At 65.9% G+C, this 21,451-nt stretch carries 18 protein-coding genes and 1 pseudogene; 7 read left to right on the top strand and 12 right to left on the bottom strand.

All coding sequences use genetic code 11. The features are described from left to right. Window positions 1–37: 37 nt before the first annotated feature. The 6 genes from nrdF to G6N20_RS03115 form a co-directional block, all read right to left on the bottom strand. Window positions 38–1,012: a class 1b ribonucleoside-diphosphate reductase subunit beta gene (gene nrdF, locus G6N20_RS03140; RefSeq protein ID WP_083049651.1), complete on the bottom strand. Its 975-nt coding sequence runs from the start codon at window positions 1,010–1,012 to the stop codon at window positions 38–40. Between the two features lie 173 nt (window positions 1,013–1,185). Then, window positions 1,186–2,748: a flavin-containing monooxygenase gene (locus G6N20_RS03135; RefSeq protein WP_083049567.1), complete on the bottom strand. Its 1,563-nt coding sequence runs from the start codon at window positions 2,746–2,748 to the stop codon at window positions 1,186–1,188. Window positions 2,749–2,868: 120 nt separating this feature from the next. Then, window positions 2,869–3,603 carry a TetR/AcrR family transcriptional regulator gene (locus G6N20_RS03130; protein WP_142272078.1) on the bottom strand — a complete coding sequence of 245 codons (735 nt, stop codon included), beginning with the start codon at window positions 3,601–3,603 and terminating at the stop codon, window positions 2,869–2,871. 130 nt (window positions 3,604–3,733) lie between these two features. Further along, on the bottom strand, window positions 3,734–5,896 hold the full coding sequence (gene nrdE, locus G6N20_RS03125) for a class 1b ribonucleoside-diphosphate reductase subunit alpha (protein ID WP_083049572.1): 2,163 nt from the start codon (window positions 5,894–5,896) through the stop codon (window positions 3,734–3,736). Beyond that, window positions 5,866–6,324: a class Ib ribonucleoside-diphosphate reductase assembly flavoprotein NrdI gene (nrdI, locus tag G6N20_RS03120; RefSeq protein WP_083049575.1), complete on the bottom strand. Its 459-nt coding sequence runs from the start codon at window positions 6,322–6,324 to the stop codon at window positions 5,866–5,868. Before nrdI ends, nrdE begins: the two co-directional genes overlap by 31 nt. Before the next feature lie 18 nt (window positions 6,325–6,342). Then, complete coding sequence (locus G6N20_RS03115; RefSeq protein ID WP_083049578.1) at window positions 6,343–6,582, bottom strand: redoxin NrdH; 240 nt, start codon at window positions 6,580–6,582, stop codon at window positions 6,343–6,345. 482 nt (window positions 6,583–7,064) lie between these two features. Here G6N20_RS03115 and G6N20_RS03110 point away from each other — a divergent pair, with 482 nt between their 5' ends. Continuing rightward, window positions 7,065–7,646 carry a diacylglycerol-binding protein gene (locus tag G6N20_RS03110; RefSeq protein ID WP_083049582.1) on the top strand — a complete coding sequence of 194 codons (582 nt, stop codon included), beginning with the start codon at window positions 7,065–7,067 and terminating at the stop codon, window positions 7,644–7,646. Between the two features lie 50 nt (window positions 7,647–7,696). Here the strand turns inward: G6N20_RS03110 and G6N20_RS03105 are convergent, their stop codons facing one another. Then, a complete protein-coding gene (locus tag G6N20_RS03105; RefSeq protein ID WP_232065423.1) occupies window positions 7,697–8,266 on the bottom strand; it encodes an NAD(P)H-dependent oxidoreductase in 570 nt (189 codons plus the stop codon). Between the two features lie 89 nt (window positions 8,267–8,355). Between G6N20_RS03105 and G6N20_RS03100 the strand changes: the two genes are divergently transcribed. Together G6N20_RS03100 and G6N20_RS03095 are read left to right on the top strand one after the other, a co-directional pair. Next, window positions 8,356–8,970, top strand: a complete 615-nt coding sequence (locus G6N20_RS03100; protein ID WP_083049591.1) for a TetR/AcrR family transcriptional regulator — start codon at window positions 8,356–8,358, stop codon at window positions 8,968–8,970. Continuing rightward, window positions 8,934–10,031 (top strand): DNA polymerase IV, encoded by a 1,098-nt coding sequence (locus G6N20_RS03095; protein ID WP_083049594.1) that lies wholly within the window; start codon window positions 8,934–8,936, stop codon window positions 10,029–10,031. Before G6N20_RS03100 ends, G6N20_RS03095 begins: the two co-directional genes overlap by 37 nt. 59 nt (window positions 10,032–10,090) lie before the next feature. On the opposite strand, the gene G6N20_RS03090 is transcribed toward G6N20_RS03095, so the two are convergent. Continuing rightward, a complete protein-coding gene (locus tag G6N20_RS03090) occupies window positions 10,091–10,972 on the bottom strand; it encodes an SDR family oxidoreductase (protein WP_083049654.1) in 882 nt (293 codons plus the stop codon). A gap of 49 nt (window positions 10,973–11,021) precedes the next feature. Then, a complete protein-coding gene (locus G6N20_RS03085) occupies window positions 11,022–11,672 on the bottom strand; it encodes a TetR/AcrR family transcriptional regulator (protein WP_083049657.1) in 651 nt (216 codons plus the stop codon). Between the two features lie 120 nt (window positions 11,673–11,792). On the opposite strand from G6N20_RS03085, the gene G6N20_RS03080 reads away from it, so the two are divergent. Continuing rightward, window positions 11,793–13,271, top strand: a complete 1,479-nt coding sequence (locus tag G6N20_RS03080; protein ID WP_083049598.1) for a cytochrome P450 — start codon at window positions 11,793–11,795, stop codon at window positions 13,269–13,271. A 238-nt stretch (window positions 13,272–13,509) separates the two neighbouring features. Next, window positions 13,510–13,692 (top strand): hypothetical protein, encoded by a 183-nt coding sequence (locus tag G6N20_RS03075; protein ID WP_142272080.1) that lies wholly within the window; start codon window positions 13,510–13,512, stop codon window positions 13,690–13,692. 309 nt (window positions 13,693–14,001) lie between these two features. Here the strand turns inward: G6N20_RS03075 and G6N20_RS03070 are convergent, their stop codons facing one another. Together G6N20_RS03070 and G6N20_RS03065 are read right to left on the bottom strand one after the other, a co-directional pair. Continuing rightward, window positions 14,002–14,973 carry a sensor histidine kinase gene (locus G6N20_RS03070; RefSeq protein WP_083049604.1) on the bottom strand — a complete coding sequence of 324 codons (972 nt, stop codon included), beginning with the start codon at window positions 14,971–14,973 and terminating at the stop codon, window positions 14,002–14,004. Window positions 14,974–15,402: 429 nt separating this feature from the next. Continuing rightward, entirely contained in the window at window positions 15,403–17,568 is a 2,166-nt protein-coding gene (locus G6N20_RS03065; RefSeq protein WP_083049610.1) for an acyl-CoA dehydrogenase, read from the bottom strand. Window positions 17,569–17,707: 139 nt separating this feature from the next. On the opposite strand from G6N20_RS03065, the pseudogene G6N20_RS03060 reads away from it, so the two are divergent. Together G6N20_RS03060 and G6N20_RS03055 are read left to right on the top strand one after the other, a co-directional pair. After that, window positions 17,708–17,966: pseudogene (locus tag G6N20_RS03060) on the top strand (ATP dependent DNA ligase); the annotation flags it as partial. 136 nt (window positions 17,967–18,102) lie between these two features. Further along, the gene (locus G6N20_RS03055; protein WP_142272081.1) at window positions 18,103–20,391 is read left to right on the top strand and encodes a carbon starvation CstA family protein; all 2,289 of its coding nucleotides are present in this window, start codon (window positions 18,103–18,105) and stop codon (window positions 20,389–20,391) included. 283 nt (window positions 20,392–20,674) lie between these two features. Here G6N20_RS03055 and G6N20_RS03050 read toward each other — a convergent pair whose 3' ends face one another. Then, on the bottom strand, window positions 20,675–21,373 hold the full coding sequence (locus G6N20_RS03050; RefSeq protein WP_083049660.1) for an MspA family porin: 699 nt from the start codon (window positions 21,371–21,373) through the stop codon (window positions 20,675–20,677). Window positions 21,374–21,451 lie beyond the last annotated feature (78 nt).

The following is a 21,451-nucleotide window of genomic DNA, read 5'->3' as shown; positions in this document are numbered from 1 at the left end:
TCGGTCACCAGCGGGTGCGACCGAATGAGGGGCGGTTTTAGAAGTCCCAGTCGGTATCCTCGGTGACGACGGCCTTGCCGATCACATACGACGACCCCGAGCCGGAGAAGAAGTCGTGGTTCTCGTCGGCGTTGGGGGACAGCGCCGACAGAATCGCCGGGTTCACCTCGGTTTCATCGCGCGGGAACAGCGCCTCGTAGCCGAGGTTCATCAACGCCTTGTTGGCGTTGTAGCGCAAGAACTTCTTGACGTCTTCGGTCAGCCCAACCTCGTCGTAGAGATCCTGGGTGTACTCGACCTCGTTGTCGTACAGCTCGAAGAGCAGCTCGTAGGTGTAGTCCTTGAGCTCGGCGCGCTTGGCGTCGTCGACCAGCGCCAAGCCGCGCTGGAACTTGTAGCCGATGTAGTAACCGTGCACCGCCTCGTCGCGGATGATCAGCCGGATCATGTCGGCGGTGTTGGTCAACTTGGCCCGGCTCGACCAGAACATCGGCAAATAGAAGCCCGAATAGAACAGGAAGCTTTCCAGCAGCGTGGAGGCCACCTTGCGTTTGAGCGGTTCGTCGCCACGGTAGTACTGCAGCACGATCGCGGCCTTGCGCTGCAGGTTGGGGTTCTCCTCCGACCAGCGGAAGGCCTCGTCGATCTCGGCCGTCGAGCACAGTGTGGAGAAGATCTGGCTGTAGCTCTTGGCGTGCACCGACTCCATGAACGCGATGTTGGTCAACACCGCCTCCTCGTGCGGGGTCAGCGCGTCGGGGATCAAGCTGATCGCGCCCACGGTGCTCTGGATGGTGTCCAACATCGTCAGGCCCGTAAAGACCCGCATGGTCAGTTGTTTCTCACCGGCGGTCAGCGTGCCCCACGACGGGATGTCGTTGGACACCGGCACCTTCTCGGGCAGCCAGAAATTTCCGGTCAGCCGGTCCCAGACCTCGGCGTCCTTCTCGTCTTGGAGCCGGTTCCAGTTGATCGCTGAGACCCGATCGACCAGCTTCGTATTTTCGGTCACCAGAACCACCTCACACGCTCGATTTGGCTGCCGGATTGACTGCGGTACTGCTACTTCAAACACTACCCCTGGGGGCCGACAAGCCGGCGCAACACAAGAAGTTGTGTTTGCGTGTCGCCGTCTAATCTCGCCGAGCGTGAACTGAGGGCGGGATTTTTCCCGAAATCCCGCCCTCAGTTCACGCTCGGCGAAGCTGTCGGTCCACCGTGCACCTTGCCGACCCCGAAGAACTGGTACTCGGCGGGTTTGACCGAGCGGGTGGTCAGCCAGTACTGCCAGGTGTAGCCGCCCCACAGCACCGTGTTCTTGCCGTGTTCGTCCAGGTACCAGCTGGCGCAACCGCCGGTGTTCCACACCGAATGGGCCAGCTTGCGTTGCAGTTCCTCGTTGAACCGATCTTGCGCGTCGCGGGTGGGAGCCAACGCCTGCGCGCCCAACCGGTCGCACGTGGCGATCGCGTCGGCCACGTAATGGATCTGGGATTCGATCATGAACACCACCGAGTTGTGCCCCAGCCCGGTGTTGGGTCCGAGCAGGAAGAACAGGTTGGGCATGTCGGCGACGGTGATCCCGCGATGAGCGCCGATGCCCTCGCGGTTCCACCGGTCGACCAGGTCCTCGCCGTGCCGGCCCTTGATCTGCACGTAGGTGTAGGAGTCGGTGACGTGGAAGCCGGTGGCGTATACGATCACGTCGACCGGGCGCCGCATGCCGTCGGCGGTGACGATCCCATCGCGGGTGATCCGGGTGATGCGGTCGGTGATCAGCTCGGTCTTCGGGTCCGCCACCGCAGGGTAATAGGTGGAGGAGTTCAGGATTCGCTTGCAGCCGATGCGGTACCGCGGGGTCAGCCTGTGCCGTAGCTCGCGGTCCTTCACCGAGCGGCGAATGTTGTACTTGGCGTAGGCCTCGATGATCTTCAGGGTGTTGGGCCGCTTGGTCATCCCGTAGGCCAGTGCCTCCTGCGCCCAGTAGATCCCCAGGCGCAGCAGCGCCCGCAGCCCCGGAACGTTGCGCAGGGCCCGGCGCAGCGCCAGCGGGAGTTCCTCGTTGGTGCGCGGCACCACCCACGGCGGGGTGCGCTGGTAGAGCTGAAGCTGGGCGACCTGCCCGACGATCTCGGGCACGATCTGGATGGCGCTGGCACCGGTCCCGATGATCGCCACCCGCTTGCCGGTCAGGTCGACGCTGTGCTCCCACTGCGCGGAATGGAAAGCGGGACCGGCGAATTCGTCACGGCCGTCGATCTCGGGGAAGGACGGGATGTGCAACGCGCCGGCCCCCGAGATCAGGAACTGGGCTATATATTCGCGCCCGTCGACGGTGAACACGTGCCACCGGTGCTCGTCGTCGTCCCAGTAGCCGCGGTCGACCAGGGAGTTGAACGCGATGTAGCGGCGCAGCCCGTATTTCTCGGTGACCCCTTTGAGGTAGTCCAAGATCTCGTCCCAGTAGGAAAACAGGTGCTTCCAGTCCGGCTTGGGCTCGAAGGAGAACGAGTACAGGTGCGACGGGATGTCGCAGGCGCAGCCCGGGTAGGTGTTGTCCCGCCAGGTGCCGCCGACGTCGTCGGCCTTCTCCAAGACCACGAAGTCCACACCTTGCTGTTGCAGCTTGATGGCCATACCCAAACCGGAGAATCCGGTTCCGATGATGACGGCACGGGTGTGTATCGGTGGCTGGTTGGACTGCGGTTTCTCGGCTGCTGTGGTAGCCGGTGCGCCGACGTCGGTCATGGTCGATCTTTCTTGTTGGGGCTGCCTGAGCCCACTGCGCCGCAAATACCCAGTACCCAGGGTATCGGATATATAACGAGTGTCATCGATCAGTGCGGCGATGTCAACGCCGCCGGCGGCTCACGCCAGCGCCGCGGGCACCGCGTCGTGGATCGGCTTGTCGGGGTCCATCGCGATGCCGAGCGTCTCGGCGGTGCCGACGATGACGCCCATCATGATCGTCGTCAGGTGCGCGACGAACTGCTCCCGCGGCATGCGTCGCGGGCTGTCCGGGTCGGGACCCAACCACCATTCGGTGGCCGACGCGGCCGACCCGAAGGCGGCGAAGGCAGCCAGTTCGAGCGCCGCACGGTCCAGGTGCATCTCGCGCAGCTCGTTGTTGAACAACTCGGCGAAGGTCAAGGTGATCTCCCGGCCTTCGTTGAGGGTCCGGACCGCTACCTCCGACTGCTTGGCGGAACGGCCCTGGATGAATACCCGCAGCACGTTGGGGTGCTTGTCGACGAGGTTGACGTACTCCTCGACGCTGCGCCGGATGACCTCGCGGGCCGAGTCGGTAGACAGGTTGATCGACGGGAAGATCGCCGCCCACAGCATGTCGCGCAGGCGTTCCCCGATCGCCACGAACAGGTCGGACTTATCGGTGAAATGTCGGTAGATCTTCGGCTTGGCGGTGCCGGCCTCTTCGGCGATTTCCCGCACGCTGAGTTCGGGCCCCAGCCGGTCGATGGCGCGAAACGCCGCTTCCACGATCTCGCCGCGGACCTTTTTGCGATGCTCGCGCCACCGTTCGCTGCGCGCATCGACCTTCACCCCCGGCTTCGGGCCGGGGTGGGGTCGACTCATTCTTCGCACGTCAAGCACCTTACCGCGTCGCAGCCGCCGACCTGGGCAGACCGGGCTCCGCCCCTCCTGCCGAGTGTGAATGTCGCGACGCGACACGCCGTGATGCCGTCGCCGGATTCACGTTCGGCCCGCGCGTGTCCTACAGCATGCAGGACACGCAGCCCGCCACCTCGGTGCCCTCCAGCGCCATCTGCCGCAACCGGATGTAGTACAGCGTCTTGATCCCCTTGCGCCAGGCGTAGATCTGCGCCTTGTTCACGTCGCGGGTGGTGGCGGTGTCCTTGAAGAACAACGTCAGCGAAAGCCCTTGATCCACATGCTGGGTGGCCGCCGCGTAGGTGTCGATGATCTTCTCGTAGCCGATCTCGTAGGCGTCCTGGTAGTACTCCAGGTTGTCGTTGGTCATATATGGCGCCGGGTAGTACACCCGCCCGATCTTGCCTTCCTTGCGGATCTCGATCTTCGACACGATCGGGTGGATCGACGACGTCGAATGGTTGATGTAGGAGATCGACCCGGTCGGCGGCACCGCCTGCAGGTTCTGGTTGTAGATGCCGTGCGCGACCACCGACTCCCTGAGCCGCCGCCAGTCGTCCTGCGTCGGGATGCGGATTCCGGCATCGGCGAAGAGCTGGCGCACCTTCTCGGTCTTCGGCTCCCATATCTGATCGGTGTACTTGTCGAAGAACTCCCCCGTCGCATACGTGGAGCGCTCGAAACCCTTGAAGTACGTACCGCGTTCGATCGCAATACGGTTTGACGCCCGAAGTGCGTGGTAGAGCACCGTATAGAAGTAGATATTGGTGAAGTCGATGCCTTCCTCGGAGCCATAGAAGATGCCCTCACGGGCCAGGTAGCCGTGCAGGTTCATCTGACCCAGCCCGATCGCGTGGGATTCGTTGTTGCCCCGCTCGATTGACGGCACCGACCTGATATGCGTCTGGTCGCTCACCGAGGTCAGCGCGCGGATTGCCACCTCGATCGTCTGAGCGAAGTCCGGCGAGTCCATCGTCTTGGCGATGTTCAGCGACCCCAGATTGCACGAAATGTCTTTGCCTACTTTGGCATACGACAAGTCATCGTTGAACAGCGACGGCGTGGACACCTGCAGGATCTCCGAGCACAGGTTGGAGTGGGTGATCTTGCCCTCAATAGGATTGGCCCGGTTCACCGTGTCCTCGAACATGATGTACGGGTAGCCGGACTCGAATTGCAGCTCGGCCAGCGTCTGGAAGAACTCCCGCGCCTTGATCTTACTCTTGCGGATGCGCGCGTCGTCGACCATCTCGTAGTACTTCTCGGTCACCGAGATGTCGGCGAACGGCACGCCGTAGACCCGTTCGACGTCGTAGGGCGAGAACAGGTACATGTCGTCGTTGCGCTTGGCCAATTCGAAGGTGATGTCGGGGATCACCACCCCCAGGCTTAGCGTCTTGATCCGGATCTTCTCGTCGGCGTTCTCCCGCTTGGTGTCCAGGAAGCGGTAGATGTCGGGGTGATGGGCGTGCAGGTACACCGCTCCGGCACCCTGGCGGGCCCCCAGCTGGTTGGCGTAAGAGAACGAATCCTCCAGCAGCTTCATGATCGGGATGACACCCGAGGACTGGTTCTCGATGTTCTTGATCGGTGCGCCGTGCTCGCGAATGTTGGTCAGCAGCAAGGCAACTCCCCCGCCACGCTTGGACAGCTGCAGCGCGGAGTTGATCGATCGCCCGATCGACTCCATGTTGTCCTCGATGCGCAGGAGGAAACAGCTCACCGGCTCGCCGCGCTGCTTCTTGCCGGAGTTCAAAAACGTCGGGGTGGCCGGCTGGAACCGGCCGTCCATGATCTCATCGACCAGCTTTTCGGCCAACGTGGTGTCCCCGGCGGCCAGCGTCAGCGCCACCATGACCACCCGATCCTCGAAACGCTCCAGATACCGCTTCCCGTCGAAGGTTTTCAGGGTGTAGGAGGTGTAGTACTTGAACGCCCCCAGAAACGTGGGGAACCGGAACTTCTTGGCGTATGCGCGGTCCAGCAGCGTCTTGACGAAGTTGCGCGAGTACTGGTCGAGAACCTCACGCTCGTAGTAATTCTCGCGGATCAGGTAGTCGAGCTTCTCGTCCTGATTGTGGAAGAACACCGTGTTCTGGTTGACGTGCTGCAGGAAGTACTGGTGGGCGGCTTCGCGGTCCTTGTCGAACTGGATCTTGCCGTCCGCGTCGTACAGGTTCAGCATCGCGTTCAGCGCGTGGTAGTCCGTTTCGCCGGGCAACGCGTGCGTGCTGGTTACCGGCTCTGCAATGACGGTTGGTGACACCTCTGTTCCTTCCAGAATTCAGCCCAAAAGTTAGTTAGGCCCTCGCGGACGGCGGCGACGTCATCCGCGGTACCCATCATTTCGAAGCGGTAGAGGTACGGGACGCCGCACTTGCGGGCGACGACGTCGCCGGCATAACAGAACTCCGCACCGAAGTTGGTGTTGCCGGCCGCGATCACACCGCGCAGCAGCGCTCGATTGTGTTCGTTGTTCAAAAAGGCGATGACCTGTTTGGGGACATACCGCCCGGAGTTGAGGTCCGGGTTGACCCGGCCGCCGCCGTAGGTGGGCAACAGCAGCACATACGGTTGGTCGACCTCGATACGGCCATGCAGCGGTATCCGGGTGGCGGGAATGCCCAGCTTCTGCACGAAGCGGTGGGTGTTCTCCGACACGGAAGAGAAATAGACCAGGTTGCGTGACGACACCGCAACCTCCTTACCTGTCTAGGCGCTCAGCGCGGCCCGGGCCAGTGCCTTGATGCGATCGGGCCGAAAGCCCGACCAGTGCTCGTTGCCCGCCACCACGACCGGCGCCTGCAGATAGCCCAGCGCCATCACGTAGTCGCGCGCCTCGGAATCCAGGCTGATGTCGACCTTCTCGTAGGCGATGCCCTGCCTGTCCAACGCCTTGGAAGTGGCGCTGCACTGCACACACGCGGGCTTGGTGTAGACGGTGATGCTCATGGGTGTACCGCTCCTTTGCGGGAACTCGACTTGGGTCTCGACAAGGCTGGCAACTACTCGGGTGGTACATCGGCGCTGGAATCAGCGGGCCGTCAAACCCCCAAGTTCCCGTCGTGCGGCTGCCGGGCCGACCGACCGTGGGTGCCGACTCCGGGACGCTCACCAGGCCTGGCTGACTCGGTGAACCGGGGATCTGCCGGTGCCTGAAACACTACACCTAGTGGGTGACAAGAAGAAGAGGTACAAGATGTTCTGAATAACATTTCTGAAATTCCCTGGTCGTAAGCACGTCCCGGAGGGCGCGTCGGCGTGTCGCAGATCACACCATCGGCCACACACGCCCGCCGACACCGGTCTCTCACCGGCCACCGAGACCGCCGGCGCCGCAGTCCGGCTCGGCCGGCCGCCAGCAAACCGATCGCCAGCGGCGGGGTTGATGTCCGCCCGCGGGGACTTGCCGTGCGTCAAGTAGCGTACGCGTCATGAAGCTGCGGGTGCCCGACGTCGTGTTCCTGTTCGGGCTGGGAGCGCTGGCGGCACTGATCGGCGATCACGGTCATGTGGTCACCGGGACCACCGAGTACCTCGTCACTGCGGTTCCGTTCGTGTGGAGCAGCCCAATCTGGTTCCCGTTGCTCGTCGGGTCCGCAACCGTCGCGCTGGCCGAGCTGCGGCTGCACCTGCCGACACCGCGGTCCACGGTCGGGGTCCGCCAGGGACTCGCCGGCGTGCTGGCCGTGATCGCCATCTACGTCGTCACCGCCTTGGTGCACGCGGCGCCCGCGGTACCGGCGAGCGTGCTGATCTATGCACTGGCGATCATCACCTGGTGCGTCCTGGGTGACGGCCCCGGCGCGGTGTGCGGAATGCTGGCCGCGATCGGCGGTCCAGCGTTGGAGGCCGTTCTCGCCCAGACCCGGGTGATCAGCTACGCCGCCGATTCCAACGCGCTGTGTGGGGTCGCGCCGTGGCTGCCGGCGCTGTACTTCGCGTTCGGGGTGGTGGCGGCGCTGCTCGCCGAAATCGCCGCCGCCCGGCGCCGGCCCACCGTCGAGGCCCGGTGAGCGGCCCCGCGCGAGCGTCCGGTACGCGCCCACCAGACTCCGGCGCCGGCTCAGTTGACCTCGGCGGCGAGCTTGCCGACGACGTCACGCACATTGGCCGACAGCTCGGCGTCGTCGGCGGGCGGCCTGCCTTCCAGGGTTTGCAGCGGCACCGAGAGTTTGATCCCGTCGACGACGCGTGTTCCGGCGATCCCGAACGATTTGCGGGTCTCGTCGTGGGCCCATACGCCGCCGAAGCGGCCCATGGCGCCGCCGATCACCGCCAGCGGCTTGTCTTTGAGCGCGCCGTTACCGAAGGGCCGCGACAGCCAGTCGATGGCGTTCTTGAGCACGGCCGGAATGGTGCCGTTGTACTCGGGGGTGACTACCAGGGCGGCATGCGCGTCGGCCGCGGCCGCGCGCAGTCTGGTCACCGCCGCCGGGACCGCGGCCGGGGTGTCGATGTCCTCGTTGTAGAACGGCAGGTCGCCGAGCCCCTCGAACACGGTGACGGCGACGCCGTCCGGGGCGACGTCCACCGCGAGCTCGGCGATCTGACGGTTGACCGACGCCGCACGCAGGCTGCCCACCAACGCCAGGACTTTGATGTCGGGCTTGCCCTCCGGCCGGGTAGCTGGCACGTCCTGTTCCCTTCGGTCCTTGGTCTCCATCCTTGCACGGGCAAACCGGACCACGGTCCAATTTATTCCGACCGCGCTACAGTGCTGGTGTGAGCGGTGCCGAGCGGCCGGGCGCGGTGCCCGTCTCCGCTGCTCAACAGCCCCCATCCGAGCGAGGCGACGCGGCGCGCAACCGCGCGTTGTTGCTGGCCGCGGCGCGCCGCCTGATCGCCCAGCGCGGCGCGGGCGCCGTCACCATGGACGATGTCGCCGCCGCCGCCGGCGTCGGCAAGGGCACGCTGTTTCGCCGGTTCGGCAGCCGGGCCGGCCTGATGATGGTGCTGCTCGACGAGGACGAACGAGCCAGCCAGCAGGCCTTTCTGTTCGGCCCGCCGCCGTTGGGACCCGACGCGCCGCCGCTGGATCGGCTGGTCGCGTTCGGCCGAGAGCGGATGCGCTTCGTGCACGCCCACCACCAACTGTTGTCGGCGGCCAACCGCGATCCGCGCACCCGACGCGGCGCGCCCGCCGCGGTGCAGCGCACCCACGTGCGGGTGCTGCTGGCCGCGGCGCGGACCACCGGTGATCTGGATGTCCAGACCGACGCGCTGCTGGCGCTGCTCGATGCCGACTACGTCGAGCATCAACTCACCGACGCCGGCCATACCCTGCAAACATTGGGGGACGCATGGGAAAGCCTGGCGCGCAAGCTGTGCGGACGGTGAACACCGGAGTGACCGCGCCAACACCGACGTGGATCCTGCACGTCGACCTCGACCAGTTCCTGGCCTCGGTCGAACTGCGCCGCCACCCCGAGCTGGCCGGCCTGCCCGTCATCGTCGGCGGCAACGGTGATCCGCGCGAACCACGCAAGGTCGTCACCTGCGCCTCCTATGAGGCCCGCGAATACGGTGTGCGCGCGGGCATGCCGCTACGAACCGCGGCCCGACGCTGCCCCGAGGCCACCTTCCTGCCGTCGGATCCGGCCGCCTACGACGCGGCATCCAACCAGGTGATGACGTTGCTGCGCGATCTGGGTTATCGGGTCGAGGTGTGGGGCTGGGACGAGGCTTATTTGGCCGTGCCGTCCGGTGCTCCCGACGATCCGATCGATCCCACCGAGGTCGCCGACCAGATCCGAAACCTCGTCGTGGCCCAGACCGGGCTGTCGTGCTCGATCGGCATCAGCGACAACAAGCAACGCGCCAAGGTCGCCACCGGCTTCGCGAAGCCGGCTGGCAGCTACCAGCTCACCGACGCCAACTGGATGGCCGTGATGGGCGACCGGGCCGTCGACGCCCTGTGGAGCGTGGGGCCAAAGACCGCGAAAAAGCTTGCCGGTCTTGGGATCCACACCGTTTCTCAACTGGCGCACAGCGATTCGGAGTTGTTGACGCCGACGTTTGGGCCGCGAACCACGGTATGGCTGTTGCTGCTGGCCAATGGCGGCGGTGATGCCGAAGTCAGCGCCGAGCCCTGGGTTCCGCGGTCGCGCAGCCACGTCGTCACCTATCCGCGCGACCTCACCTCCCGAGCCGAGATGGACGCGGCGGTAACGGAATTGGCGCAACGAACGCTGGACGACGTGGTGGCTTCGTCGCGAATCGTCACCCGGGTGGCGGTAACCGTGCGTACCGCAACGTTTTTCACCCGCACCAAGATCCGCAAGCTGGACGCGCCCAGCACCGATCCCGACGTCATCACCGCGGCCGCCCTGCGCGTGTTGGACCTGTTCGAGCTGGACCGGCCGGTGCGGCTGCTCGGGGTGCGGCTTGAACTGGCCTAAGCTTAGGCTGCCCACGGGCTTCGGCTACACCGTCGGCGGTGCGGCGGCCTCATCTTGATTCACGCGCCACCGGGGCGTAACGGCTCGGGCCGAAGCGCGTGCGTGAAAAAGACGTTGACCCGGCGCATCACCAGGCTGTACGGCCACCAGGCCAAACGCTTGAACGCATACAGCGCCCGGATATCGGCCGAGGTGTAGATCAGGTATCTATTCTTGGCGACCCCGGCCAGGATCTTTTCGGCGGCTGTTTCCGGCGACACGGCATGGCCGCTGAACCGGTCGATCCAACGACTCACCTTGGGGTGGTCACGGTCGACGCCGGCGATCTGCACGGTGTTGACCAGCGGGGTCTTCACCGCGCCCGGCACCACCACCGACACCCCGATGCGGTGCCGATCCAGGTCGAAGCGCAACACCTCGGACAACCCGCGCAACCCGTACTTGCTGGCGCTGTAGGCCGCATGCCAGGGCAGAGCAACGAGCCCGGCCGCCGAGGACACATTGACCAGATGCCCACCCCGGCCGGCCGCCACCATTGGCGGGACGAACGTCTCGATGACGTGGATCGGACCCATCAGATTGATCGCGACGGTGCTGCTCCACTGCTCGTGGGTGAGCCGGTCGACGGTTCCCCACGCGGCAACGCCGGCGATGTTCATCACCACGTCCATGCTGGGATGGCGGCTGTGAATGTCGGCCGCGAACGCCGCCACCTGGTCGTAGTCGGAGATGTCCAACGCCCGATGCTCCGCCACCCGGGCGCCGAGCGCGCCGGCGTCGGCCACGGTGAGCGCCAACCCCTCGGCGTCGCGATCGGTCAGGTAGAGCTCGGCCCCCCGCGCGGCCAGCCGCAACGCGGTGGCCCGGCCGATCCCGCTGGCCGCTCCGGTGACCAAGCACCGCTTACCCGCGAAATACCGTCGCGACCCCATCCGCGCCATGTCCGTGACGATACCGGCGGTAACGCCTTGGCCGGAGCGGCCCCAAACCTCAGGCCCCGCCCCGGCCACCCCACAGGGCGGCTAGCCACAGCCGTTCGAGCACCCGCACCCGGCGCTCGGGGTCACCGTCCCGGCCGACGAACAGCGGGTCGCCGGTCAGCACCAGCGCGGTGGTGGCCGCCAGGGTGCGGATCAGCGTGGGGAGATCGTCGCTGATGGGGTGCGCGGTCCCGGCCCTCCTCTCGGCGTCGACGACGGCGACGAGCTGACGCAGCACCCCCTCGAACTGCCGCTCGAGGATGTCGCGGATCTCGATGTCGGTGTGGCGGGCCGCGTTGCAGGCCGTCATCACCGGGTCGTTGTGTGTGTAGACGGCGGCGGCGCTGCCGACCATCCGCTTGGCGAACTCCTCGGGCGACTCGCCCGGTCGCCGGGGCGCGAAAAAATGCGTGAGTTCTTCGAGCTCTTCGGTGGCCTCGGCCAGGATCTGGGCGAGCACCGAGTATTTGGAATCGAAGTAGAAGTAGAAGCCCGAGCGGGCGATACCGGCCCGCAGGCTGATGGCGCTCACCGACAGCTCCGCGAACGGTCTTTCCTGCAGCAGCTCACGCACCGCCCGCACGATCGCTTGCCGATGCTTGTCACCGCGCCGCCGCAATGCCGGCGCGGTCCGCTCGTCGTTGGCGGCGTGGCCGTTCACCGTGTGATCACACCCCGAACCTTGCACCAAGCCGCTCCAAAACGAAACTTGACAGTCGTCAACTCGGTCCGAAGGATAATGGCTAGTGGCGGCCGCCACCACCGGTAAGGAGCCCCGTCGATGGCGACGATCAGCACTCCCGCATACCTTCTTGACCGGGCCAAGCGCCGGTTCACCCCGTCGTTCAATAACTTCCCCGGCCTGGGTTGGCTGGAACACCGGCTGCTGAACACCAAGTTCCCGGAGAAAAAGCTCGCCGAGCCGCCCCCGGGCAGCGGGCTCAAGCCGGTGGTGGGCGACGCCGGGCTGCCGATCCTCGGGCACATGATCGAGATGCTGCGCGGCGGACCGGATTATCTGCTCTTCCTGTACCACACCCAGGGGCCGCTGATCTTCGGGGACTCGCCGGTGCTGCCCGCCGTCGCTGCGCTGGGCCCGGACGCCGCGCAGGTCATCTACTCCAACCGCAACAAGGACTACTCGCAGCAGGGCTGGGTCCCGGTGATCGGGCCGTTCTTTCGCCGCGGGCTGATGCTGCTCGACTTCGACGAGCACCTGTTTCATCGGCGGATCATGCAAGAGGCGTTCGTCCGGTCCCGGTTGATCGGCTACGTCGAACACATGGACCACGTCGTCTCGCAGGTGATCAGCTCCGACTGGGTGGCCAACGACGCGCGCTTCCTGCTGTATCCGGCGATGAAGAAGCTCACGCTGAACATCGCCTCGATGGTGTTCATGGGCCATGAACCCGGCACCGACCATGAGCTGGTCACCAGGGTGAACAAAGCCTTCACCACCACGACCCGCGCCGGCAACGCGGTGATACGCACCAGCGTGCCGCCGTTGACCTGGTGGCGCGGGCTGCGGGCGCGCGCGCTGCTGGAGCACTACTTCGAGCAACGCGTCCAGGAGCGCCGTGGCAAGGACGGCAACGATCTGCTGACGGTGTTGTGCCAGACCGAGGACGAGGACGGCAACCGGTTCTCCGACGAAGACATCGTCAACCACATGATCTTTTTGATGATGGCCGCCCACGACACCTCGACGTCGACGGCCACCACCATGGCCTACCACCTGGCCGCCCACCCGGAGTGGCAGCAACGCTGCCGTGACGAATCGGATCGCCTGGGCGACGGGCCGGTCGACATCGAATCGCTGGAGAAGCTGGAGTCGCTGGAGCTGGTGATGAACGAGTCGATCCGGTTGGTGACGCCCGTCCAATGGGCGATGCGGCAGACCGTCCGCGACACCGAGCTGTTGGGCTACTACCTGCCCAAGGGCACCAACGTCATCGCCTATCCCGGGATGAACCATCGGCTGCCGGAAATCTGGACGGACCCGATGGAATTCGACCCGGAACGGTTCACCGAGCCACGCAACGAACACAAGCGGCACCGCTATGCGTTCACACCGTTCGGCGGCGGCGCGCACAAGTGCATTGGGATGGTGTTCGGCCAGTTGGAGATCAAGACGATCCTGCACCGGCTGCTGCGCCGTTACCGGCTGGAACTCCCCCGGCCGGATTACCACGCGCGCTGGGACTACGGCGGAATGCCCGTGCCGATGGACGGCATGCCGATCGTCCTGCGCCCGCTGTGATCGCCATTTCGCCCGCTTGGTCGAAGTGCCGGTCTTCTTTAGTCAGCAGGGGCGACCGACGCACGAGCGGTGAAATTGGACTCCTTGCGACGGCAACGCAAGCTCAGTTCGGCACCTGGGATCGCAATACTGGCGCAAGCGTCAAAACGACCCGGCGTCCCAGACAGTGGCGATAGCATGTGTGCGCGGTGGAAATCGCCGACGAGGAATGTGGTCCAGCAATCGAAAGGCGCAATCGATGAGCGCAAGGAAAACGAGCAGGACGATACAGGCTATTCGGACGGTGGTCGTGGTGCTGGCTGCGATCTTCGCGGTGTTGGCCGCGGGCTGCGCGACCCAACGCGTGCCCGGCGGAGGTGAAGTCCCCGCCATGCCAGCACCGGGAGTCACCAGCGTGGCGCCCCTGCACACCGGTGCCTAGCCAGGCCGTCGCGCTGAAAACTCATACACACCTGGCATCGCAGCCGGGCTGCTTAATTGGTGACCACACATAGATACCGCACAGAAAGGCACGACGAACCATGAGCGCGAAGAGCAAGACATTTCGGTTGGTGGCAGCTGCGCTGGTAGCCGCGTTTGCAGTGTTCGCAGCGGGCTGCACAATCCCGGGAACTCCGACACCCGGCCCTGGGCAGGAGGTGGGACGGTAGCTGCCGTGGGCGAGGCGCCGTCCGGGCCGGTGATGTACCGCTCAATGGCCCGCTAGGCGCACTTCACCCCGCTCCAGCCGTCACCCGGTCTGGCCCCGCGACGGATCGAGCCGAAGGTAGGCCTGGATGGTTGTGCCGTCCGCCGTGGTGTGGGTGCGGACCAAATCCGCCATGGCGTTGACCAGAAACAGTCCGCGGCTCGCGGTGGCGCTGACGCCCGGCTGTTGACGTCCGGCCAGCGGATCATCGAGCCGTCCGTTGTCGCGTGCCTCGCAGACCAGATGCTCATCGTGCCGCCAGAAGGCCAACCGGCAGGCGCCACCGGCGTACCGCAGGCTATTGGTGGCCAGTTCGCTGGCGATGAATTGCAGATCGCCGATACCATCCGGCGACAGCCCAACCCAGCCCGCGTAATCGACGGCGAACGAGCGGGCCGGACGCAGATCCGTGCTGGCGCGCACCACATAAGTGACGGCCCCCGGATTGGCCGGGAGCGGCTGGTTGCAGCGCGCCAACGCCTCATCCGGCGCATACTCGGCACTGTGTCGAGCCGATCCGCATTTCCACAACAACGGATGGGTGGCGCGAGCCTCCGCCAGCGCCTGCTCCTCCAGCCGTTCGGCGTCGTAGAGACACAGCCCCGTCACGTTCATGGTCTCCAACGCCCCGTTGACCAATGCTTCATGCTGGACGCAGGCCAGACACTCGGCCGGGCTGCGGCCCGGCCAGACGAGCTGACTGACAATCCGCACCCGCCCGTGAGAGTATTTCGCGGCGAAGGCGGCTTCCATGGCCAGGAACCTGCTCGGATTGCGGGCAACCTCGGTGATGTCGACCATCCGCAATTCTGCGGTGGATCCCGCACGCACGGCCGACAACTCGGGGCGCAGCAACGCCAACCGATCGCCGGGTACCGCCACCAGGGCCGGCTCGTCCACCGCCATGCCATCGGCGACGAAGCTCGCCACCGAGTTCAGGTATTCCCGCTGGGAATGGTAGAAGAGCGCGGAATGGACGAAGCCTCGTCGCTTGGCGTCGGTGCTCGTGGTCATGTCGGCGCTCCCGCTGGGGTCACGATGCCGGCACCCCGGTGGACCGGCCATCGCTATGGATATCGACATACCCCAGATCGGCCTTCACTATGCGCATGCACAATATTCGGGCGCGTCGGTTTAGGACCACCAGGAGGCGGCGACGTCGAGCTGGCGACGGATGCGATAACGGACCCAAGCTATCGTTCGCCCTCGCGTCCAGGATCCGCACGTGAGCGTGTTCGACGGCGACGATGTCGCGGCGGGTGAGCCGCCGCCGCCCAGTGACCGACCACTGCCGGCGGGCCAGTTCACGATAATCTCCGGCTCGGCGTTGGATGACGCCGGCCACGCGGTCTCGATGGCATGCCGGACGCAGCGGAGGTCTGCGCGGCTCGGCTCGCGGTACTGCAGGTAGAGCGCGATGGTGTCGTCGGCCGGCGCCGGGCCTTAATTCAGCAGCGGGTCGCGCGGCATACCGAGAATGCGCTCGGCGATCTGATTGCGGGTCACCTCCGACGTGCCGCCCGCTATCGCCATGCCACGAGCCCCCATGACCATCCGGCCGGCCATCGCGCCGGGGCCGTCGACCAGCGCCACCTCGGGCCCCAACAGGGCCGCCGCGATGGCCGCGCCCTCCACCATGTGCTCGGCCAGCTTCAGCTTGGTGACGTTGCCCTCCGGTCCCGGGCCCGCGCCTTCGACGCTGCGGGCGGCGCGGCGCAGGTTCAGCAGCCGCAGCGCGTTTTCCTCCGCGAGATAGGTTCCGACCCGGATTCGCGCGCCCGCCAACTGATCTGCGCGCTGTTGGGTCAGCTGCACCAGATGTGCTGCCAGACCTTGGTAGAGCGAACCGCTGCCGCCGATGCTGACCCGCTCGTTGCCCAGCGTCGCCCGCGCGACCGTCCACCCGGAGTTGGGCGCCCCGACGACGTCCTCGTCGGGAACGAAGACGTCGTTGAAGAACACCTCGTTGAATTCCGAGCCACCGGTGATCTGGCGCAGTGGCCGGACCTCGACCCCGGGTGCCTTCATGTCGATGATCACCGTGGTGATGCCGGCGTGCTTGGGGGCATCCGGGTCGGTGCGCACGGTGGCTAGGCCACGCGCACAGTACTGCGCCCCGCTGGTCCACACCTTCTGCCCGTTGATCTTCCAGCCACCGTCGACCCTGGTGGCGCGGGTCTTGACCGAGGCCGCATCCGATCCGGCCTCGGGTTCGGAGAACAGCTGGCACCAGATTTCCTCCTGGCGCAGCGCCTTCGCTACGAATCGCTCAACTTGCCAAGGAGTTCCGTGCTGGATCAGGGTCAGGATCACCCAACCGGTGATCGAGTAGTCCGGGCGCTTGACGCCCGCCTCCCGGAACTCTTCGTCGATCACCAACTGCTCGACCGCGTTTGCGGCCCGGCCCCACGGTTTGGGCCAGTGCGGCATCACGTAGCCCGTTTCGATCAGCTTGTCGAGCTGTGCCTTGGGGTCTAGGTGGGCGATCTCGGCGGCGTCGGCACGGATCTGGGTGCGCAGCTCTTCGGCCTCGGCCGGCAGGTCCAGGCTGTTTTCCCGGGTAACCCCGGCGGCGGTGAGCTCGAAGACGTCGTCGGCCGGCGCGTCACCGCCGAGCAGCGCCGCGCTCACCAGCGCCCGGCGCAGATGCAGGTGCGCGTCGTGCTCCCAGGTAAAGCCGATGCCGCCGTGCACCTGAATGTTGAGTTCGGCGTTGCGGGTGTACGCCGGGAACGCCAACGCCGCCGCCACCGCCGCGGCCAGCCTGAACTGCTGTTCGTCCGCACCGACCGCGCGCGCAGCGTCCCACACCGCGGCGATCGCCGACTCGGCGGCCACCAACATGTTCGCACAATGGTGTTTCACCGCTTGGAAAGTGGCGATGGTGCGGCCGAACTGCTGACGCACCTTGGCGTAGGCGACGGCGGCGTCGACGCAGTCGGCCGCGCCACCGACCGCCTCCGCCGCCAGCAGTGTGCGCGCGCGGGCCAGGGCCGAATCCCGTGCCCTGGGCAGGATGTCGTCGGCGGTGACAGCCACGTCGCACAGGTGGACGCGTCCGCAACGGCGGGTCGGATCGAGATTCTTGGGTACCTCGACGGATACGCCAGCTCGCTCGCGTGGCAGCACCAGCACATCGTCCCCTGCGCTGACCAGCAGCAGCTCAGCCAGCCCGGCCCCCAGCACGATCCCGGCGTCGCCATCGGCGACGCCGTCGGCGACCCGCACGCTGCCGTCAAGGCCAACACCCGCGCTTACGGTCCCGTCGATCAGCCCCGGCAGCAGCCGCGCCTTCTGCTCGGTGGTGCCCTCCCTGGCGATCACCGCCGACGCGATCACCGTCGGCACGAAGGGACCGGGCGCCAGCGCGCGACCGAGCTCTTCGATCACCACCACCAGTTCGGGCAACCCATAGCCGGAGCCGCCGTGCTCCTCGTCAATGTGCAGACCCAACCAACCGAGTTCGACCATGTTCTGCCAGAAGGGCGGCCGTGTCTCCACCGTCGCGTCAAGTAGTGACCGCGCCGCCCAGCGCGCCTTCTGCGAGGTCAAGAACGCGCGGGCCACCTCGGCGAGTTCGCGATGGTCGTCGGTCAATGCGATACCCATCAGGGCCTCCTCGCGGCGCTAGCCGGCCCGCATCGTCGCCGGGCTCGGTTGGCAAAGAGCGTACTTAATCGCCCCGGTGCTGGCCGATGGGGTTGTTCATTTGGGCGCGAACCGCTGTCCGGCGTCCCGGCGCCGGCACCGGCGCGGAAAGCTGTCCACCATCCACCTGGGCGCGCGTGATCCCGCGACCAGCGGATTTGTGCCATCGGCCCCATCAACGGGCACGTGGTGCAGCTGCGCCCCGAACAGGTGGTCGAGGTGGCGTTCGACGGGGTGCAGGCGTCGTCGCGCTACCCCCCGGCGGGCTGGCGTTGCGGTTTGCCCGGGTGGTGCGCTACCGCCACGACAAGGGCCCGGCCGCTGCCGACACGATCGATGCGGTTCGCGCGCTGTCCTGACCGCACCGCGAGAGTGAATCCTGCGACGGGACACGCCGCCGGTTCGGCGTCGGCAGATGCACACTCGCCGCCCAGGCGGGCTAGCTGCAAGGATCACCGGGAACACATCGCACGGTTGATCACGGGAGGAGTGACGGTGGCAGCACCGGATCGGATCGTAGAACGCTGCGGGGACGTCAGCTACATCCGCACCGACGCCGACCTGCCGCCGGTCGCGATCGTCGACCGCTCCCCTGTCGGCCTGCGACACCGGATCTTCTTCGGCGTGATCGCGGTGATCGGCGCGGTCGCCTGGGCCATCATTGCGCTCGTTCGTGGGGAAACGGTAAACGCGGTGTGGCTGGTGGTCGCGGCGGGCTGTACCTATATCATTGGATTCCGGTTTTACGCGCGGCTGATCGAAGCGAAGGTCGTCCGGCCCCGCGACGACCATGCCACCCCCGCCGAATTCCTCGACGACGGTACCGATTACGTGCCGACGGACCGTCGGGTGGTATTCGGCCACCACTTCGCCGCGATCGCCGGGGCCGGGCCGCTGGTGGGTCCGGTGTTGGCCGCCCAGATGGGCTATCTGCCCTGCACCATCTGGATCGTGGTCGGCGCGGTGCTCGCCGGATGTGTGCAGGACTACCTGGTGTTGTGGATCTCCACCCGGCGCCGTGGCCGTTCCCTGGGTCAGATGGTTCGCGACGAGCTCGGCGGCGCGGCCGGGGTGGCCGCGCTCGTCGGCATCCCGGTCATCATCACGATCGTGATCGCGGTGCTGGCGCTGGTGGTGGTGCGGGCACTGGCCAAAAGCCCGTGGGGGGTGTTCTCGATCGCCATGACCATTCCCATCGCCTTATTCATGGGCTGGTATCTGCGATTCCTGCGCCCGGGACGGGTGATCGAGGTCTCGCTGATCGGGGTCGGACTGCTGTTGCTTGCCGTGATATCGGGCAATGGTGTGGCCCATACGAGTTGGGGTGCAACAGTATTCAGTTTGTCACCGGTCACGCTGGGCTGGCTGCTCATCGTCTACGGCTTTGCGGCGTCGGTGCTGCCGGTGTGGCTGCTGCTCGCGCCACGCGACTACCTGTCCACGTTCATGAAGGTCGGCACCATCGTTCTGCTCGCGATCGGCGTGTTGATAGCCCGTCCGGTGATCACCGCGCCCGCGGTCTCGCGGTTCGCCACCGAGGGCACCGGGCCGGTCTTCGCCGGCGCGCTGTTTCCCTTCCTGTTCATCACGATCGCATGTGGCGCGCTGTCCGGATTCCACGCGCTGATCTCCTCCGGAACGACACCGAAAATGCTGGAGAAAGAAGGCCAGATGCGCCTGATCGGGTATGGCGGCATGATCACCGAGTCGTTCGTCGCGGTCGTGGCACTGATTACCGCAACCATCCTCGATCAGCATCTGTATTTCACTCTCAATGCGCCGTCCGCACTGACTCACGACAGCGCTGCCACCGCAGCGCAGTACGTCAACGGGCTTGGCCTGTCGGGCGCTCCGGTGACCGCGGACCAGATCGACCGGGCCGCTGCCAGTGTGGGCGAACAGACGATCGTGTCGCGGACCGGTGGGGCACCCACACTGGCGTTCGGCATGTCCGAAATGTTGCAACGGGCATTCGGCGGTGCGGCTCTCAAGGCGTTCTGGTATCACTTCGCGATCATGTTCGAAGCGCTGTTCATCCTGACCACCGTCGACGCCGGCACCCGCGCAGCGCGTTTCATGGTCTCCGACGCCTTGGGCAACCTGGGCGGCCCGATGCGCAAGCTGCAAAATCCGAGCTGGCGTCCCGGCGTCTGGTTGTGCAGCCTGACCGTGGTCGCGGCCTGGGGCAGCATTCTGCTGCTCGGCGTGACCGATCCGTTGGGCGGTATCAACACCCTATTTCCGCTGTTCGGGATCGCCAACCAGCTGCTGGCGGCGATCTCGCTGACGGTCATCACCGTCATCGTCGTCAAGAAAGGGCGCCTGAAGTGGGCCTGGATACCCGGTGTTCCGCTGCTGTGGGATCTTGCCGTCACGCTGACCGCGTCATGGCAGAAGATCTTCTCCGCCGATCCAGCCATCGGCTACTGGGCTCAGCACTACCGTTACCTGGCGGCCAAACAAGCGGGCAAGACCACGTTCGGTTCGGCCGCCGACGCCCATGAACTCGACAACGTCATCAGAAACACGTTCATTCAGGGCACCCTGTCGATCGTCTTCGCGCTCGCTGTGGTCATCGTGTTCGTCGCCGGAGTAATCGTGGTAATCAACACAATTCGCGGTGCGGGGCGGCCGTTGACCGAAGACGACCCGGTGCCGTCGATGTTGTTCGCGCCATCGGGTCTGATGCCCACCGCAGCGGAGCGAGAGCTGCAACGACGCTGGGGGCGGTACACCGGCGGTCGGTGCCGCCGCCCATCGATACCGCAGCACCACCGCACGTGAGTAGGCCTCGTCGACGGCCTGGACAAAGGCACGTTCGACGCCGCGCTGCTGAAAATGACTCGAACGCTTCCGCGGTGGCGACTTCGACCACACCACAGTGCAACCCGTGAACGCCGGGTCGAAGCTGGCTGCGCAGCGGGTAGGGAGGCCGTCGCGCCACTTGTGAAAGCGGCTATCGTCCTGGCTGTTTCGGCGCAGTTGAGCCTCGTCGCCGCGCGGACCAGGAGCTAGGCCGGCGGCGCATCGATCCACCGATCATGGGTCGCGCATCGGCCGGGTGATGTCAGACGGCCTTCGTAGAGCCGACGTAGGACAGCACCACGTCGGATTCATCGGTTATGCGGGTCAGGGTCGCATAGGAGCGGATGAACGACTGGCCCACACATCCGTCGAGCTTGATGTGGAACTCGTTGATCATGATCCAGGGATTTGGACCCTTGAACTCCTTCCTGACTACCGGCACCACGACGACAAACCCGGGCTTGAGCCCCACACTGACCACGGCGTTGTACGGCGCAGTAATCAGCGGTAGCAGGACCGGTGGCTGGCCGGGCCCTAGGGGTAGCTCCGCGCCGATAGTTGGAGCGACACCGCCGCCATTTGCCGTGACCACGCCGTTGGACGTGCTCATGTCAATGCCGCAGCCGATCTCGTAACCGACCTCGAGGACGCCTCGGGGGGGCTCCGGCCCGGTGAGCGATGCGCCGAATATTCCGCTGGAGAGATATTCGCGAGACGACAACGCGGTGGTCAGCGGTGCCACAGGCACGTGTCGCTCGTCCCTGGCGCCGAGGGCAAGGACCCAGCCGTCAGGGGTGTTCACCCGGGCCGGCGTGCCGGGGGGTACGGCTCCGTCGGACGGTGGCAGCGCACCGGGAGGGGGCTGCGGCTCGGGCTCAGCACCTGCCGAAGGCGCAGAAGCCAATACCACCAGGGACACGGCGAGGACCGCAGCACGACGAACGACCGCGGACACCGGCATCACGGCCCATACGGTATGCACCGCCCGCCGCGTTCACGGGGTACGCTGATCGGCCAGCTCACAGTTGTTGCCGGTTTG

It is taken from the genome of Mycobacterium shinjukuense (assembly GCF_010730055.1).
Classification (GTDB): Bacteria; Actinomycetota; Actinomycetes; order Mycobacteriales; family Mycobacteriaceae; genus Mycobacterium; species Mycobacterium shinjukuense.
Note: the sequence above shows the minus strand (reverse complement) of the source record. Positions and strands in the feature narration are given on the sequence as shown.

Coding starts and splice junctions, on each gene's coding strand:
- G6N20_RS03095 (WP_083049594.1), top strand. CDS start 8,934: ATGGGAAAGCCTGGCGCGCAAGCTGTGCGGACGGTGAACACCGGAGTG.
- G6N20_RS03080 (WP_083049598.1), top strand. CDS start 11,793: ATGGCGACGATCAGCACTCCCGCATACCTTCTTGACCGGGCCAAGCGC.
- G6N20_RS03115 (WP_083049578.1), bottom strand. CDS start 6,582: ATGAGCATCACCGTCTACACCAAGCCCGCGTGTGTGCAGTGCAGCGCC.
- G6N20_RS03135 (WP_083049567.1), bottom strand. CDS start 2,748: ATGACCGACGTCGGCGCACCGGCTACCACAGCAGCCGAGAAACCGCAG.
- G6N20_RS03110 (WP_083049582.1), top strand. CDS start 7,065: ATGAAGCTGCGGGTGCCCGACGTCGTGTTCCTGTTCGGGCTGGGAGCG.
- G6N20_RS03050 (WP_083049660.1), bottom strand. CDS start 21,373: ATGCCGGTGTCCGCGGTCGTTCGTCGTGCTGCGGTCCTCGCCGTGTCC.
- G6N20_RS03065 (WP_083049610.1), bottom strand. CDS start 17,568: ATGGGTATCGCATTGACCGACGACCATCGCGAACTCGCCGAGGTGGCC.
- G6N20_RS03090 (WP_083049654.1), bottom strand. CDS start 10,972: ATGGCGCGGATGGGGTCGCGACGGTATTTCGCGGGTAAGCGGTGCTTG.
- G6N20_RS03075 (WP_142272080.1), top strand. CDS start 13,510: ATGAGCGCAAGGAAAACGAGCAGGACGATACAGGCTATTCGGACGGTG.
- G6N20_RS03070 (WP_083049604.1), bottom strand. CDS start 14,973: ATGACCACGAGCACCGACGCCAAGCGACGAGGCTTCGTCCATTCCGCG.